Source organism: Paenibacillus sp. 2RAB27, assembly GCF_052115445.1.
Lineage (GTDB): Bacteria > Bacillota > Bacilli > Paenibacillales > NBRC-103111 > Paenibacillus_E.
The window spans coordinates 460,214-474,573 of the sequence record NZ_JBFRGR010000003.1 but is presented as its reverse complement, the minus strand read 5'-3'; the positions used below and the strand labels follow the sequence as shown (position 1 = coordinate 474,573).

Sequence of the window (14,360 nt, the reverse complement as noted above, 5' to 3'; positions counted from 1 at the left end):
TTGTGTTCCAGAAATCGCTTGCAGTTAGTGTACACAGCTGATTGTTGGAAGGAGCAATTGAAATGGGTATCGAAGTGGCGGTATAGACCTAGTGCGGAATCATTCACTTGACCATATATTGATATTGCCAACCCACTCAACAACTCATTCATCACCCTCGGTTAAACAACGAGAAAAAAACGGTCTGTATTCGCATCTATTTCGCGATAAGACCGTTTTTGTTTTTTTGTGATGTTGGTTAAGGCATTACCATACAAAAGCTGATGTGATGATAACCAAAAGAATAAAAAGAACCAAGACAAATGCGCTTGTACGATGATGATGAAAACCGTCTACTCCACTCATGTTTACTCATTCCCCTCAAGTGAATTTTCATTACGGTATAATCATACGCTCGGTACATAGTTTTTGATTGGACATACGTCACCCTCATTTAAACAACGAGAAAAAAACGGTCTGTAATCGCATCTATTTCGTGAAAAGACCGTTTGTGTATTTTTGTGATGTTGATTTAAATTGCAAAAGTCATTAAGATAATTACCAAAAGAACATAAAGAACCAAAACAGCTGCTGCGCTGCTACCTCCACCATAACCTGCACAACTTGCACCACTCATATTTACTCATTCCCCTCAAGTAAATTTTCATTACGGTATAATCATACGCTCGGTACATAGTGATTGATTGGACATATGCCAGGGACGGTTTTTTGTTTAGGAAAGCGGAGGTATTCGTGGAACAATTACTATCGTTCGCCGTTAGCGCAACAAAGCGAGCCAGGTTGCCACGGCTTCCTGCTCGCTTTGTTTACGGTATTGATCCTAAAAGTAAGTGTTTATTTTTTAACCCAAGTTTCCCCGCCATCTTTCGTTATAAATTCAAATACATCCTTATTTGTATCGCTGACAAACTCGATTTTCAACGTTCCCGATTGAGCGTTATTTATATCAAATACTGGAGCATAGGTATTTCCATATTTATATCCTTTCGGTATCGGGATATTTTGGAGTAACCATGTCTTTCCCCCATCTTTCGTGCGATATAGAGGGACCATTGCTGTATCTTGGTGATAGGTAGCTGAAATCCATCCATCGGTCGGTGAGCGAAAGGAGATTCCCGTAACATATCCATCGATAACTAGAGAAACTTCATTAATCAAAATCCATGTCTTACCGTTGTCACTCGACTCATATAACGACTTATTCATGAGTCCTAAGGCTGGGTCCGAAGTTAATAAGATCCAGCTTGGTGATGAACTGGATAGAAGCGAAGTATACACATTTCCAGCTTGGATTTGCTTCTCCCAATCTTGCTTGAACGGTAATGCTACAGCGTCGCTCCATGTTTTTCCTTTATCTGAACTGCTTTTCACGACTATGCCGTCTGTGGAATTATAAAGCGATACTTGCTCGGACTGATTTGAGTAGGTGCCAATGTGTTGCATCGAATCCGAGGCAGCAACTTTAGATATTGTAGACAGTGGTGTAGGAGTTGCATTAGCTTTGTTAGAGCCTGGGGATTGAGCTGCTTCCTCTAAGGAATAAAATTGATGAAGCCCCTTTTCAGTGCGTCCTCCCGCCAAGTAAATATCATTAGTTTTACCCGCGCTAAATATAACATAATCATTATCTGCATCGCCCATCGTAAATGTCCCTTTTTCGCACTTGATGTACGCTAGTTTCATTGGTCCTTCATCGGCTTTGGCGTTATTCGATAGAAGATATGTTTTCCCCGCCAGAGTTAGTTGTTTCGGAGCAATATCGCATGATGATGAAGTCCCTACCACGATAGGTTCTGTTGCGGGAGTATTTGTCGTTGGCGACTGTGGTTGGGTTATATTTAGCGATTGCTGTTGGACGTTATCTTTAAAACATGCCGATAGCCCAACAAGAACAACACAAACCAAAGCACCTAAAATAAACTTTTTCAAACTCATTCATCACTCTCCTTTAATACCAACCCTGATACACTTGTTGTATATTTAGACGTTTTAATACCTAAGAAAGGTTTCATTTTCCATGCACGCTAATGACAAAAGGAGCAGCTGCCACGGCAATCTGCTCCTGGGTTCGTTTGTAGTAACGTTACACGTTAGTTCAATTAAGTACCCAATCTATCGGGTAGATTCCAAGCGCGATTATAAGCGTTCATTAATTTTAATCAACAATTCCTTTAAGATTTGTTTCTCCTCTTCAGAAAGGACTTGAACGATTTCGTCCTCCACTTTTTGAAAGGATTCATTAAAGTCCTCGATCAATTCAACGGCCTTTGGCAAAACATAAATATTTTTTTGTCGTTCATTATTGACTGGGATTTTCCGCTCGATGAATCCTCTTTGCTCAAGACCTTGAAGCATACCTGTGATACTAGCCCCGCGTAGATGAAACCGATCAGCAAGATCCCTCTGAATTAATTCAGTTTCTTGGTTCTCGTAGATATAGCCAATTATTTTTCCTTGTTGAGCGTTTAACCCTAGCTCTTTTATGCTCTCGTCCGCTTTTTTCTTTAACTTAAGGCCAATAACCTGAAACAAATCCAGATAAGGCGTATTCTTGTGAGGCTTCATGAACGTTCCTCCTCGTATTATTAGAAAACTAACTGTTAGTAAGTAAACTATACAAACATCGAGCTTTCATGTCAATTAAATATTAGTTTATTGACAGTTAGTTTCCTAACAGTTATACTTCGAATTGTTTCTAGGCTTATCCAAGGAGGAATAACAATATGAAGAATGTAGTCCAAAGCTCATCTGCAGAAAAAATTACTGCTATTACGAATGTGCGTATTTTCGATGGAGAAAAAGTAATAGAATCAAGGAGTATTGTCATCAATGGGGAAACCATTGTTGCAGTAGGTGGAGACATTCCGGCGAATGCAACAATCATCGATGCTAAGGATGCAACATTACTGCCCGGCTTAATTGATGCGCATGTTCATACTTCCATCGGTGGATTACGGGATGCATTAAACTTCGGTGTGACGACAGAACTCGAAATGAACGGTGACTTTACAGAAAGAGGACGTGCGATCCAACTGAAAAATACGGAAGATATCGCTGATGTCCGTTCTGCAGGTACGGCAGTCACCGCTCCTGGTGGTCACCCGGATGAATTGCTGCCAGATGGGGATGAGATTCCAGAATTCGTATTAAAGGAATTGGAGAAGTTATCGAAGGAAGACCGGGAAGCTATGCTAGCCGCTTACGCCCACGATCACGAGGAAGTGCCGCAAGTAACAACGGTGGAAGAAGCGATTAAACATGTACATACCCAGGTGGAGAATGGAGCCGACTATGTAAAAATTATGATTGAAGAAGGAACTGTCATGGGCGCTCCTGGACTGCCTGTTTTAAGCGACGAAATTCTAAAAGCAGCGGTGGAAGAAGCCCATAAGTTCGATAAAGTCGTCATCGCCCACGTCTTGACTGCTCATTCTTCCCAAACCGCCATCGATCTTGGCGTAGACGGATTGGGCCACCTGTTTATCGACAGGCCCGATTACACGCCGGAGCTAGTGCAATCCATCGTCGATTCTGGCGCGTTTGTTACACCCTGCTTGGTTTTGAACTCATCCATTCTTGGGAACCCAGCATCGCAATTGGCGAATGACCCACGTGTTCATTCCAAATTAAGTCCGGAATGGATCGATATTTTGAACTCTAGCTTTAATACTTTCCCGCAAGGCAAAATAGAAAATAGCTTTAAAAATGTGATGGATCTTCACAGGGCCGGTGTGGATATTCTGGTCGGGACGGATGTCGCCCCCGTCCCCGTTCCGAATCTTGGCGGCCTTGCTCATGGAGCCAGCGTACATCATGAATTGCAATTACTGGTTACAGCTGGGTTCACTCCAATAGAAGCACTTCAATCGGCTACCTCGAAACCGGCCCGCAGATTCGGTCTTAATGATCGTGGCCGTATTGCCGAAGGTGCGCGCGCTGACCTAGTGCTGGTCAATGGCGACCCGACTACCAATATCTCGGATACCCTATCTATTAAAGCTATATGGTTCAAAGGTGTACAAAAACAAAGGTAATTATTTCTACTTTTTTGTGCGGGCACTCTACTTCGAAGAGTGCCTTGCTATTCGACTTTGTAATTAAACTGCCCGTTAGTGGAATGACCCACCGTATATTTATTATGTCTCTTTGTCTACAATCGGACGATATTCTTGGCCTGGTTCGGCAAACGGATCATATTCTTGTCACACGCCATTTTTTCAGTCAAGATCTCTAATTTTATTGGACATTATGATGAAAGGGGCAGCCTAAACAGCAGCCCCTTTATTTTAGAGTGGGAAGGTTATGATTTAAATAATTCAATACTTGTCAGCGTGCTTGAGCTTTTCCAGCTATCAAAAGTGCAAGAAGAGCTTTTCTTTTCTTGTCTCCTCTCCATATATACCGTCCGCCTTCTTTTGCATCTTTGTTTGCACTGATTTGATTGCTTCGACCGTTTCTTTTCCATAGAAACTGTCCGCACCGCTGACAGGAAGCTGCTCTCCGACTAGCAAGAGCGCTTCCTGTAATTGTTTCACTTTAGCACCCGATGATCCGGGCTTCAGCACTCCCTCAGGCAATACCGGAACCTGTGGATGTTCTGACGGCTTTGGAGTGACGGCTGGCTTTGCACTCTCTGCAGGTTTGGTTCTCTCAGCTGTTTTTGAGCTCTCGATCGGCTTCTTTTCCTCCGCTGTAACCTGAACGGGAATGGCCTCTTCCCTGGGAAGAACGACCTCCTTACTGGTTAAGACATTAAAGGGCTTTAATTGCAACAATTGAACGACCGGGTCACCTCGTTTATTGCCAATCTCAATGTTAGATCTTAGTCCGCGCTTTTTCATCTCATCTACGTTCATATACAGCCTGCCTTCAACCGTATCGAAATCATGACGGATAGGTAGACTCGTATACATCTTCTTACCAGTACCTAATTCTTCTAACCAAACGATTTGAAATCCAACTTTTTTGCCATTTTTATAAAGATCGAATGTCAAATTAATGTTCGGTAATGTTCCAGTAATTTTCGTTTGATTCGAAACAGTTACCTCTAACTCCTTTTTAGGCGTAAGTTCGATTCTGTCTACTGAGATTTCGACTGGAATGTTCTTGGAGTCCAAGAGTATGCTTTCCTTGGGCTTCCTACCACCGAAGACGTTGTCGGCTCGCCAATAGATGTCACTAGTTTTTTCCATAGGTAGACCGAATGCCGCTTCCGCATCTTTATAAACCAAAGGATCATGCTTATCGATATCGTATTTTCCGTCCTTCTCGATATAATTTTCAAAACTGTTTTTCATAAATAAGTAGATTTCTATTTCTTTAGGAGTGATATACCCTTTCGAAACCTCATCCAAAACAAGCTGTTCGTGCTTAGTTCCAGGTGGTATCAACTCTTTAGCCTTCTCCATATCTTCATCGGTTGCAACAGATGTTGCGATAGCCAGCTTGACCTGTTCGGAAGGTTGATCTGATTGTTCAGACGAAGCTTTTACAATAACCGGATGCTGCTCCATTTCCTCAGGTGAGCTAGAGCATGCGGAAAGATACTCGCTAAGATGTTCGCCCTCGTAATTAGGGAGATTCTTGTAATTGCCCCGGGCTATGCCGTTCATCGTATATACACTTCCGGAAGATTTCAGGTGGACCACACTTGGCCCGAAACCGCTGCTGGGACAGCCCAAATAATCTCCATAGGTTGTCTTGAAAACGTGAAAATCGGGGTGATTTCTCAAAGCCAGACGAATCTGCTCCGATGCCTTATCCTTTTCTGCATCTTGAGGAGGCTTTATTGGCTCGCTCTCACTGCATGCTGTCATAATAAGCGCTGCAGTTGCGAGGATAGCAGCCGCTTTTTGTTTTACCGAGAAGAACAAGATGTGTACCCCTTTGCATTATGACTTGGCCATTAGTTTGGGTATGATTCCAATTACGCTATGCTGCTCGTTGTTTTATATTACATATTGCCAAATCTATTTATTTTTGATCATAAACCGTCAGTCGTACGGAAAATCGTCAACTGTATATAAATAAGTAGAGTAGACTGAGTCTCATAAAATACAAAATAGCAGTCCAAAACTCTAGACTGCCACACTTGATTTTAACTCGTTCTTTAGAATGATGCGTGATCTATTTCACAAGTTTAATACTGAAAGTACCAACTGCTTGTTTATTGACCGAATTTACTGAGCCATTGATATAGTCGCCGGAAATGCTACCTACAAAATTAACAAATTCATAGTTGGATGGTTGGATAATCCATTTGACTCCTGTCAGAGTAATAGCATTCGTAGCTTTATTGTAATCAACGAGAGTAGTGTACTTACCTAATGGAACATTCGGGTTATTGCTCGTAGGACCAAATTCAAACGTTGCAACTTGTGTCCTTCACTCACTTGTTTTTACGCTTTTTTATCTTCCTTTAGCTGATAATACAAACCACTCGAATCCGACCATTCCGCGAAAAGCACGCGCTCATGATCCGTAATTCCACTAAGCTGCAAAAGCTGCTCCACCCAATTCTTGTCTCGCCCGAGGCGCTTCAATGTATCTTCATTGATGCTGCCGTTTTCAATGATGTAGGCGGGAAGGCTGACGGTGCTCTGCTGGTCTTTGGCATTGCCGCTGATCTTTTCTGGATCCTTCTGGAGCAGCACGCTGATGCTGCCGTTCGTCTCGAACAAGGCGTAGGCCACTTCGCGCAGCGAGAAAATATTATTTTCCCGAAGCAGCATGCCCAATTGGGCGAAATCGAGATTGTTGCGCTTCATGGCCTTGAAGTCAATCACACCGTCCCGGATAATCAGATCCGGCGTTCCCGCGGCATACCGGGAAAGTCTGGGGAATCGTGCGATAAACTTTTCCAACCCTAGCGCTAGAAGCGTCCAGATAATCAGAGCAAATAGTAGATGGCTAAGATGAATGTCATCATCATAAATCGTATTGCCGACCAGTTCACTGAGCATTAAAGAGGAAACGAAATCAAAGGCGGTCAATTGGGAGATCTCTTTTTTTCCCAGCAGCCTGGTCATGATCAACAGTCCTATCAAAGCGACCGTAAGCTTGACACCGATACTTACATAAAGAGTGGTATCCACCTTCATCTTTCCCTTCGGAATATAAATTCAATAGATTTGTATAACAAATAATACCACATATTGAGAATTAACCTTATTAAAGTATGCTGAATATCTAAACACACACACTAGTTCTATGGGACGGGCATATACTAGAGTAATACAGCTAGAAAGGGGGTATTCCCTTGACGCGATCCGACTCTTATTTGATTTGTAAAAAGTACCTCAATCGAGAAGTTACGATAAAAACGACACACGGCACTTACCGTGGCACGATTGTGAAAGTTGACGGCCACAAAGTTTATTTGAAACAAACACGCAATGGAAAGAAAGCACACATCTCGTTCCTACCATTTCTTCTCCCATTAGTTCTGTTTGATCTCTTAGCCATTTTCTTGGTGGAATCTAGACCATGTTCTCCGTTCAGACCATTTCTCTAAAAAAAATGACCATCACAAAAACTTCTGTGGTGGTCATTTCTTATTCAACGCTTTTTTATCCAACTTCCCTAAAGGTGTATAGGGCAAATGCTCGACGAAGCTGATCTCTTTGGGCAACTGAAATCGTGCTACTCTAGCGCGCAGCCAATCTAGGAGTTCCTCTTTTGTCGTATCTGCACCAGGTACCAACTGGACCCACGCTTTTAACCTCTGCCCAAAATGCTCATCCGCAACCCCAATAACGGCTGCATCCTCGACGAGAGGGTGAGTGAGCAAGATTTGTTCCACCTCGAACGGAAACACATTTTCCCCCGCTGAAACAATCATACTGTCTACTCTTCCACGCAAAAAGTAATACCCTTTCTCATCCCGATAGCCCAAATCGCCGGTTTCGATCCATCTACTAACTTTGTTTCGCATCGACCATTTGTTTCGAATACATATTTGACCAACGCTGCCGACTGGAGTTTCTACTTTCTGATCATCCATGACTTTTACATGAACACCGCTAATCTTTCTGCCAATCGTGTGGGCGGAGTAGGTCAAATCCTTCGGAACTGCAATGATATTCAAACCCGCTTCCGACGTGCCGTACAGATTGTACAGTACTTCTCCCAATTGACTTAGCGTCTCTTGAACCAATTTCGGATTGAGCTCAGCTCCGCCTGAAGCTATACAAGACAGCGATTTCAAATCGTCTGCGTTGGTTTTCAACATTTTATGAACCATTAAAGGAACTACTGTTACGATATCAACCTGATGCTCCCGAATCAATCGACAGGCTCTCTCTGCATCAAATCCGCGTTGAATGACTAATTTTTTGCCCAAAGCGCAGAAAAGGAGCAACACCGCTACCCCATAACCATGATAAATAGGCGTCGCAATATAGGCAGTATGCTTGTTCAGGATTTGCAATCGGGTCAGGAATGCCGCAAAAGGATCCAAATAATTGAATAGCGATGGTTGATGCGCCGCTTCTTTGGCTTTGCCTGTTGTTCCACCTGTCAGCAGCACTAATTTCCCGGAAGACGCTCGGCGTTGTTTTCTTTTTTCAAAACTAGTTGTAACAGCTAAGTTATTGATCGCAGATGAGATCGGATGATAACTGGGTAATTTGGCATTCGTGTACGTTGTTTTCTCAAGCAAAGCGCTTAGTTCGTCGTCATAGACCACAAGGTGAAAATCTTTCCTCGCCAGAATCCCCTGCAATTGATCCTTACTCATTTCCGCATTCAGTAAATAGATATCCGCCCCTGTAAAAGAGACCGCATAGATGGCTTTCACCAAAGAAGCATGGTTCTTGCACAAGAAACCCACTCTCTTACCACCAGTAAGATGGTATTCCCTCGCCAATTGGGCCGAAAGCTGTTTGGATTGTGCAAACAATTGACTATACGTCAAGGTCTCCTGCTCATCCGCTAACGCGATTCTATCACCGTAGGTTTTAGCTGCAAATTGCAGCAGAGCCATCAGATTCGTACCCGATGCGTAGATCGCGGAGGCTAACCGGAACAATGCGACCAGCGAGAGCATTCTAATTTGAACCAACACATAGATTAGTTTAAACATCCTCATGGCCGTTACCCTTTTTCCTCGATAATCTAGGCATTGTTCTGAAAAATAAGGAAGCTAGCCCTCCGAAAATCAACCACCACGGCTTGAACGTTTGCCTTCTGGTATAGATGGCGCTACCGATCATCTTGGCGACATGTTCTGGGGACATGGCCGGTAATTTGTGATACGCTGCGGTTGGCAGAATCATAGGCGTCCTTACAAGCGGGAGATAGATCGAAGTCGTAGCGATCCCCATCGTGTTCAGCTCAGGTGCGGCGGATCGAAACCACGTGTCAAAAGCTGACTTTGATGCCTGATACGCCGCCCAATGAGGCATAGGAATAAGCATCACATTGACCGTCGAAATGTTAATGATATGTCCTTGATTTTGCTCAAGCAGCGGTATGGTAGAGAGCAACAGTTGAACCGGCGCGAAATAGTTAATCGCCATCGTACGCGTAAAGTCGTGATAACGGTCCAACGACTCCCGAATGGAACGCTTGATTGAATGCCCCGCATTGCTGATGACGATATCGAGCCCATCTGGCAGTTGATGGAGAAAGGTCAGCAATCCCTCCATGTCTTTCGGATCTCGAAGATCCGCAGGGAACACACTTACGTGGGCTGCCGCTTTCACTTCGATTTCACTCTTCATGGCTAGGAGCTTCGCCTCTCGTCTGGCTACCAAGATCAGATGAACCTGCATCTCAGATAGCAGATAAGCGAGTTGTTCTCCGATTCCGGAACTGGCACCGGTGATTAGGACCGTTTTGCCTGCTAGCTGGCGCTCTAGCTTATGTTTGTTTAATTTCGTCGGTGGGAATAGGAGATTTGAGAGAAGACTGTGTAGGCTAGCGCTTGGCATGATTTCACTACCTTCTTTAATTGGGGCTTAAATCGGATGAGGGGATGTACTTGGAGTAAGTTCCCCCGCCGCATCAACTACACACATCAATAACTGGATAACCTCCAGTTATTTTTCTGATTTTAACTTGAATTTCAGATTTAACTGTAAAATATGTAGCTAATTTTCGAGTTTCAGCTGTTTCTGAAGCAATCGTTTGAAATTAAATGTAGGTTTTACAGTTAATCCTATAAAATCGGAAATTCTCACGGAAATAACTGTATGTTATCCCGTTATTTCTTACACATGGCCTCCGAGCCGATCTAGCTGCCCGACCAAGCCTTACCCCAACGTCAACACCGTAATCTCAGGACGACACATGAACCGTATCGGACGAACCGACACGCCAATCCCTCGATTCGTGTAAAGCGTAAGGGATTGATTTTTCCCTACATGATAAAGTCCTGAGGGATATTTGACGCCATACGGCACGGAGGCCAGTGGCCCAATGATCGGGAGTCTTACTTGACCACCGTGGGAATGCCCCGAAAGCTGCAAATGGACGGCTCCCGCAGCCGCAACAACATCGGCATAATCCGGTGCATGGGATAACAGGAGTACCCACTCTTCTTTTTTCGCTGACTGCATCGCCGCTTTAAGATTAGGAACGCCCTCCCACATATCCTCTACGCCAGCGATCCATATGGATTGGCCGTCTTTCTGAATGCGTAGTCCCCGATTACGCAGGCAGTGAAACCCACCACCCTCTAACACATCCGCCACTTCGTCAACATCGCCATAATAATCGTGATTGCCGAGAACGGCATAGCAGCCGTAAGTTGCTGTGATCGTCTTCAAAACATTCCTTATTTCTTGTCCCTGCCCACCAATCTCATAATCGACTAGATCGCCGGTGAAGCATACGATGTCTGGTTTTTCCGCCTGAATGACCTCGACAACCTTGGTTAACTGCTGGATATCCAGATGAAATCCAACATGTAGATCACTGAATTGCACAACCCGCAATCCTTTGAAGGCCTCCGGCAGTGTAGGAAAAGCCAAAGAAATACGCTCCACTTGCAACCAACGGGGCTCAACCCATGTGGCATACCCATAACTTAACGGTGGGACTGATAATAGACTTCCACCCAGCAGCAAACCCTTTTTCAAAAAGGAACGACGACTCATTTTCTCTTTATTTTCCATATACCAATCATATAACAAATGGGGGCTATCTTGCTATTTTAACTCCACCTACCATTGTCAGACGGCCGTAAAAACATTTCCAAAAGTATGCAACAAATCTTCAATGCCATCCGTTTAGTGGATACAGATAAAAATAATGGAAACCTACAAAAAAGAAGCAAAGGATGAGCTAGATGAAGAAAAAGGTTTTGGCCGCAGGCCTCTTAACGACCGCGATCCTCTTAACATCCGCTTTTACACCTGTCTCTACGCAGGCTGGTCAGGAAACGATCGTCAAGCTTGAAGGGCAACCGATTGCTTTCTCGCAGCAGCCACGTATGATGGATGGCATTCTAATGGCGCCTGTTCGCGATCTTGCAACCGCTTTATACATGGAAGTAACGTGGCTTGAAGCTGAACGAGCTGCCGTTGTTACACGCGATGGGTACGAGCTGAAGCTGCCCCTAAATTCCGACTATGCCGATGTTAATGGGCAAGCAACTACCATGAACGGCGTCACACAAATCGTTGATGACTCCCTCTACGTACCTCTGCGTTTCTTCATGGAAAGCGCAAATCAGATTGTCCGCTGGGATTCAGCAAGCAGCTCCGTTAACATCACCAAGCAAGCTGACAGCTTGCCGGTTGTCGGTACTTATGATCACTTAGTTACCCTATTAACGCAGAATGAAAGCAACGGGATGCGCACAAATGTTGTCATGATGAAATCTGCCATCGCTGAATCTTCCACGACATCCTCAGCGCCAGCTCCCCCCGGCAGTGCTGGTGTCGCCGTCCAGGACTCGGCCAAATCCGTGTCACCCGAGTACTCTGGAACGAATGTGCAAGTGCAAGGTGTGGATGAATCGGATGTCGTCAAGTCAGATGGAACGTACATTTATACCGTGAATAAGCAGCGGATCATCGTCACGCAAGCGTATCCGGCAGATCAGATGAAAGTGCTGAGTATCCTTGATTTCCCCCAAGCGGCGAACACTGCAAACACGCAGTTCCAACCGAGTGAAATCTACGTGGACGATACGCATCTGATCGTGTTGGGGCAATCCTATCAAAACCTCATACCCGTGCCATATAATGAGGCCACAAGCAACAGCAGCAAAACTATCGGCATTGTAGACAAGAGAATGATTTCACCGATCCGATCGCAGGCAACGACGAAGGTCATGGTTTACGATCTCACGGATCGGAGTAACCTGAAGTTGGTGAAAGAAGTTGAGCTTGAAGGAAACTATATTTCTTCCCGTAAAATTGGGTCTTCACTCTATTTTATCGCCAATAAATATGTCAATTACTATTACTACCGTGAAAAGGCGAATACGGATGACGCCAAAAAAGAACTAGCCCCAGCCTACCGAGATTCCTCGGCAGGTGATTCTTTCACCTCGATTCCGTTGGATCAAATCTACTATTTGCCCAAAGCCCTCGAGCCTAACTATGTGCTCGTAGGAGGTCTTAATCTGGGCGATCTGACGCAGACGATGAATGTCACCTCGTACCTCGGCTCGGGACAGAACGTGTACGCTTCGGAAGAGAACTTATACGTGGTGGCCACAACCTATGAAGATCAACAGCAGGACACTATTCTTTATCAGTTCGGACTGAACGCAGGGAAAGCTGTGTATAAAAATACCGGCAAAGTACCTGGTCATCTTCTCAATCAATTCTCGATGGATGAGCATAACGGACACCTTCGACTTGCTACAACCACGGGAGAAGTCTGGCGGACAGATGAGGGCACATCGAAAAACCACGTCTATATCCTTGACGCCAACCTGAAAGAGGAAGGCAAGATCTTAAACATCGCGCCAGGCGAGCGCATCTATTCTACCCGTTTCATGGGCAACCGCGCTTATATGGTTACTTTTAAAAACACCGACCCGCTATTCGTCTTAGACTTAAAGCAACCGGATCAGCCGAAATTGTTAGGGGCATTAAAAATCCCAGGTTACAGCAACTATCTGCATCCTTATGATGAAAACCATATTATTGGCTTCGGCAAGGATACGGTTGAGGTTGAAAACAAAAACGCGGCAGGCTCACAACCCATCGCCTATTATCAGGGCATGAAAGTAGCTTTATTCGATGTATCTGATGTGAATAATCCGAAGGAGAAATTTACAGAGCTGATCGGCGATCGGGGAACGGATTCTGAGTTGCTGTACAATCATCGTGCTTTGCTCTTTTCTAAAGAGAAAAATCTACTTTCCTTCCCTGTTTCGGTGATGAAACTCGACCCGGCGACTACCAATTCGAAGAATTCGGCTAACGCATATGGAAGCTTCGCTTTCCAAGGGGCGTACGTTTACAACCTTGATTTGGAAAAAGGGTTCCAGTTCCGCGGCGGCATCACCCATCTCTCGCAGGAAGATCTGAGTAAAGTGGGTCAGCATTTTTATGCTGGTGATAAACAAGTGCAACGCGTTCTTTATATCGGTGACACCCTGTATACCGTGTCGAACGGATTCATTAAGGCGAACGACATTAGCACGCTGAAAGAAAAGAATACGGTCGTCATCCCGTAAATAGGCCAAAAAAGCCTCGAATCCTAGAAGGATCGKGGCTTTTTTGTTTGACTAAGGCCAACTTAGATAGCTAAAACCTCTTTCAGATACGTGGCTAATGAAACGAGTTGATTGCCAACAACGTGCTTCGTTTGCTTCTCCGCAGCCTGAGCCGCTGGAACCATCGAGAGCTGAGCAGCAACCACGCGCTTCGTTGGATTTTCCTCGATCAGAAGGATCAATCCATCTGTGACAGCTTGGATGTATTCACTCTTCTTCCCTTGCATGATGAGGTCAAAGGTATTCGCCAGAAGGGCAGGCGCTGCTTCAAGTGCGATCTCTTTCTTAGCGGCGTAAAGGGTTAACTGGTTCATCGTTCCTTGTACGGTGCTTGGATTCGTGAAAGCAACAATCGCAGGCTGATCCAGCTGACAGATCTCTTCGAACAGCGGATCATCGATTTTGATAATCGGAATTGGAAAAGGATGAACATTTTCATCGTAAATGGCGGTAAAAAAAGTGCATGTTATTAAAATCGCGTCTACGTGGCAATTCGCTATCCAATTCAGCGTGTCGAGCACTTTCTTTTGAGCCATTTCGGTCGTGAAATCCGCATCCAGCTTGATTCGATCCAGACCCGGATCTACATAATGAATGAGCTCCACGTCCAAACTGCGCAGGGCATTGTCAATATGCTCAATATTCGAGTAATGGGCATGGAAGCAGCCGATTCTTTTCATTA

At 44.6% G+C, this 14,360-nt stretch carries 12 protein-coding genes; 2 read left to right on the top strand and 10 right to left on the bottom strand.

Annotated features, from left to right (window positions below):
- Positions 1 to 246 precede the first annotated feature (246 nt).
- The 4 genes from AB4114_RS07195 to AB4114_RS07180 form a co-directional block, all read right to left on the bottom strand.
- Complete coding sequence (locus AB4114_RS07195) at positions 247 to 345, bottom strand: YjcZ family sporulation protein (protein WP_441987818.1); 99 nt, start codon at positions 343 to 345, stop codon at positions 247 to 249.
- Positions 346 to 511: 166 nt separating this feature from the next.
- The gene (locus AB4114_RS07190) at positions 512 to 616 is read right to left on the bottom strand and encodes a YjcZ family sporulation protein (protein WP_441987817.1); all 105 of its coding nucleotides are present in this window, start codon (positions 614 to 616) and stop codon (positions 512 to 514) included.
- A 218-nt stretch (positions 617 to 834) separates the two neighbouring features.
- Positions 835 to 1,935, bottom strand: a complete 1,101-nt coding sequence (locus AB4114_RS07185; protein ID WP_441987816.1) for a WD40/YVTN/BNR-like repeat-containing protein — start codon at positions 1,933 to 1,935, stop codon at positions 835 to 837.
- A gap of 201 nt (positions 1,936 to 2,136) precedes the next feature.
- Complete coding sequence (locus AB4114_RS07180) at positions 2,137 to 2,565, bottom strand: MarR family winged helix-turn-helix transcriptional regulator (protein ID WP_057313981.1); 429 nt, start codon at positions 2,563 to 2,565, stop codon at positions 2,137 to 2,139.
- Positions 2,566 to 2,723: 158 nt separating this feature from the next.
- Between AB4114_RS07180 and AB4114_RS07175 the strand changes: the two genes are divergently transcribed.
- Positions 2,724 to 4,034 carry an amidohydrolase family protein gene (locus tag AB4114_RS07175; protein WP_441987815.1) on the top strand — a complete coding sequence of 437 codons (1,311 nt, stop codon included), beginning with the start codon at positions 2,724 to 2,726 and terminating at the stop codon, positions 4,032 to 4,034.
- A gap of 318 nt (positions 4,035 to 4,352) precedes the next feature.
- Here the strand turns inward: AB4114_RS07175 and AB4114_RS07170 are convergent, their stop codons facing one another.
- The 5 genes from AB4114_RS07170 to AB4114_RS07150 form a co-directional block, all read right to left on the bottom strand.
- Positions 4,353 to 5,873 (bottom strand): peptidoglycan-binding domain-containing protein, encoded by a 1,521-nt coding sequence (locus tag AB4114_RS07170; RefSeq protein WP_441987814.1) that lies wholly within the window; start codon positions 5,871 to 5,873, stop codon positions 4,353 to 4,355.
- A 525-nt stretch (positions 5,874 to 6,398) separates the two neighbouring features.
- The gene (locus tag AB4114_RS07165; protein WP_441987813.1) at positions 6,399 to 7,094 is read right to left on the bottom strand and encodes a DUF421 domain-containing protein; all 696 of its coding nucleotides are present in this window, start codon (positions 7,092 to 7,094) and stop codon (positions 6,399 to 6,401) included.
- A gap of 452 nt (positions 7,095 to 7,546) precedes the next feature.
- On the bottom strand, positions 7,547 to 9,088 hold the full coding sequence (locus tag AB4114_RS07160; RefSeq protein WP_441987812.1) for an AMP-binding protein: 1,542 nt from the start codon (positions 9,086 to 9,088) through the stop codon (positions 7,547 to 7,549).
- Positions 9,075 to 9,932 (bottom strand): SDR family NAD(P)-dependent oxidoreductase, encoded by an 858-nt coding sequence (locus AB4114_RS07155; RefSeq protein WP_441987811.1) that lies wholly within the window; start codon positions 9,930 to 9,932, stop codon positions 9,075 to 9,077. The genes AB4114_RS07160 and AB4114_RS07155 overlap by 14 nt, the downstream gene beginning before the upstream one ends.
- A gap of 321 nt (positions 9,933 to 10,253) precedes the next feature.
- The gene (locus AB4114_RS07150; RefSeq protein WP_441987810.1) at positions 10,254 to 11,135 is read right to left on the bottom strand and encodes a metallophosphoesterase; all 882 of its coding nucleotides are present in this window, start codon (positions 11,133 to 11,135) and stop codon (positions 10,254 to 10,256) included.
- 155 nt (positions 11,136 to 11,290) lie between these two features.
- On the opposite strand from AB4114_RS07150, the gene AB4114_RS07145 reads away from it, so the two are divergent.
- Complete coding sequence (locus tag AB4114_RS07145) at positions 11,291 to 13,639, top strand: beta-propeller domain-containing protein (protein ID WP_441987809.1); 2,349 nt, start codon at positions 11,291 to 11,293, stop codon at positions 13,637 to 13,639.
- Positions 13,640 to 13,701: 62 nt separating this feature from the next.
- Here the strand turns inward: AB4114_RS07145 and AB4114_RS07140 are convergent, their stop codons facing one another.
- Positions 13,702 to 14,358 (bottom strand): hypothetical protein, encoded by a 657-nt coding sequence (locus tag AB4114_RS07140; protein WP_441987808.1) that lies wholly within the window; start codon positions 14,356 to 14,358, stop codon positions 13,702 to 13,704.
- Between the last annotated feature and the right edge of the window lie 2 nt (positions 14,359 to 14,360).